4 protein-coding genes are annotated in these 2,636 nt (G+C 42.7%); all 4 read left to right on the top strand.

The window, feature by feature from the left end; genetic code table 11:
* A partial coding sequence (fliD, locus tag NC238_14705; GenBank protein MCM1567157.1) for a flagellar filament capping protein FliD occupies positions 1 to 1,439 on the top strand: 1,439 nt, incomplete at its 5' end.
* 25 nt (positions 1,440 to 1,464) lie between these two features.
* Positions 1,465 to 1,857 (top strand): flagellar export chaperone FliS, encoded by a 393-nt coding sequence (fliS, locus tag NC238_14700; GenBank protein MCM1567156.1) that lies wholly within the window; start codon positions 1,465 to 1,467, stop codon positions 1,855 to 1,857.
* Between the two features lie 25 nt (positions 1,858 to 1,882).
* On the top strand, positions 1,883 to 2,347 hold the full coding sequence (locus NC238_14695; protein ID MCM1567155.1) for a flagellar protein FlgN: 465 nt from the start codon (positions 1,883 to 1,885) through the stop codon (positions 2,345 to 2,347).
* A gap of 24 nt (positions 2,348 to 2,371) precedes the next feature.
* On the top strand, positions 2,372 to 2,636 hold a 265-nt coding region (locus NC238_14690; GenBank protein ID MCM1567154.1), incomplete at its 3' end, for a flagellar protein FlaG.

Raw genomic sequence — 2,636 nt, 5'->3', positions numbered from 1 at the left:
AGAGGATGCCGCTTGACAGGTTAAAGCAGAAAAAGCAGACCCTGGAGTGGCAGAAGGATGAATACCGTACCATCAACAACCTGATGCGGACCTTCAGGGATACTGTATCTAAAATGAGGTTCCAGTCATCATATATGGCCAAGTCTGCAGTTTCCTCCAACGAAAGCGCTCTCACCGTTAGCGCAAACGCCAATGCTGTGCAGGGGAGTTATGCGGTGACTGTTCACCAACTGGCCCAGGGGGTTTCAAAGGGCAGCCAGGCCGCGCTGGCTGAAGAATTGAATGAGGACGGGACAACAAAAACCCTGGCAGAACAATTTGGCTTGTCCGGCAGCGTTTCTTTCACGCTGGAAGGGAGCGGCGGGAGCCATGATTTTACCTTCGACACAGCAACTGATAATATTAACAGCGTTGTGTCGGCAATAAATGAAGCCGGCATCGGCATAAAAGCAAGCTATGACTCTAATTTGAACAGGTTCTTTCTATCTTCCACCACCACCGGCAGCACGGCGCAAATCAGGGTTGCCAGCGATGCGAGCGGTTTTCTTTCGGATGCGGGCGGAACCGGCGCCAATACTTTAAATCTGTTGCTGAATAATGACGGGACTGTATATGCCGGTCAGGACGCGGTATTTGATTTTGGTGATACATTAAACCTGACCAGCTCGACGAACAAGGTTACAGTCAACGGTATTACCATGAACCTGAGGCAGGGTGGTGGCGCCACCAGCATGGTATCTATAACCAACGATACGGATTCATCATTTAATTTGATTTCGGATTTTGTATCTTCATACAACGATCTTATAGAAGAAATTAACAGCAAGCTTTCTGAGACCCGCTACAGAGACTTTCTTCCGCTTACAGACGATGAGAAGGAAGAAATGTCCGAAGACGAGATTAAGTTATGGGAGAGTAAAGCCAAAAGTGGCATGTTGCGGAACGATTCAATGATATCAGGAATACTGACAAAAATTCGCTCTGAATTAGGTTCTTCCGTGGCAGGATTAACCACTTTTAAAACACTCTCCAGCATAGGCATCACGACAGGCTCATACCAGGAAAAAGGGAAGCTTTATATTAATGAGGCCAAGCTCAAAGAAGCGCTCCAGAATGATCCGGATGAAGTAATGGACCTTTTTACGAAGGCATCTGATATTGATGAAGAAGACGGTATTGCTGTCAGGATTTATAATGAAGTGAATAACGGAATTACACAGCTCTCATCCAAAGCCGGCAGCAGTACATCATATAGTTCTTACGACAACAGTACGATAGGCAAACAGTTATCTAAAATTGACAGCGATATATACAAGCTGGAAGATCGTCTCAATGATATTGAAAACCGTTACTGGCGGCAGTTCACAGCAATGGAAAAGGCTATTCAGAGTATGAACAGCCAGAGTGCCTGGCTGTCCCAGTTAAGTGGACTGGCATAAGAAAAAATCTGCGGGGGTTGCACAAGTGTATAATATTAATCCTTATCAACAGTACAAACAAAATTCCATTATCAGCGCGGACAAAGGTGAACTGACCTTGCTCCTTTACGACGGCGCGGTTAAATCCATCAAACAGGGAATCAAGTTTATAGAAGAGAAAAAAATCCAGGATGTCCATAATTCGATTATCAAAGCGCAGGAAATTATTACTTATCTGAGTGAAACGTTGAATATGGAATATGAAATATCGGGTAATCTTTCGTCGCTGTACGAATATATCAACCGGCGTTTATTTGAAGCAAATATGAAAAAGGACAAGTATATCCTGGACGAGGCGCTGGGGTTAGTGGTAGACCTGCGTGATACCTGGCGGGAAGCGGTAAAGATCGCAAAACCGCTGATAGCGTGCGGTCAGTAAATAAACAGGGAGGATAACCAGACAATTGCTTAAGAAAATATATGACCTTAAAAAGCAGAAGATAAAGCTGATGGAAGAAATTTATAAAACTACTTTAGAACAGACAAAATTCCTGGTTCCTGAAAAAATAGATGATCTATTAGCGATTATTGACAGGAAACAGCAACATATCGACACCATCAATGAAATTAATGCAGAGCTTCTGCCATTGGAGAAGCAAATATCAAATTATACGGAAAGTGCAGGGGGGGAAGAATCGAAAAAATTATTTGAGGAGAACCTGGAAGGGATCCGCATATTAGGGGATAGAGCGAAACTACTTGCAGTTAAAATACGTAAACTGGAAGATCAAAACCTCCAGGCGGTAAGTGGCGAGTTCCAAAATTTAAAGAAAGAGATTAAATCACTAAACCAAAGAAAAGGTACTTATAAAGCTTATCGCGGCCCGGTTGTCCAAACGGATGGTTATTTTATAGATAATAGAAAATAACGTGAGGTGATAAAGGTGAGTGTCTTGAGTGTTGATAGAAGTATCATGCCTATTCAGCAGGATGTGCAGGTTAGACCTCTTTCTGAAGAAAGAGAAGCAGTATCGGATAAAAAAGCAAATATGCTGATTAAGGCTCAACAGTTAACAAACGATGACTCCGAACAGAAGTTGGAAGAAGCGGTAGAACAAATTAATAACACCATAGCTGCATATAAAACAGAGTTAAAGTTTGCCATCCATAAGGAAAGCGGGATGGTTTCGGTGAAAGTTATTGATAAAAGAGATAACT

It is taken from the genome of Dehalobacter sp. (genome assembly GCA_023667845.1).
Classification (GTDB): Bacteria; Bacillota; Desulfitobacteriia; order Desulfitobacteriales; family Syntrophobotulaceae; genus Dehalobacter.
Note: the sequence above shows the minus strand (reverse complement) of the source record. Positions and strands in the feature narration are given on the sequence as shown.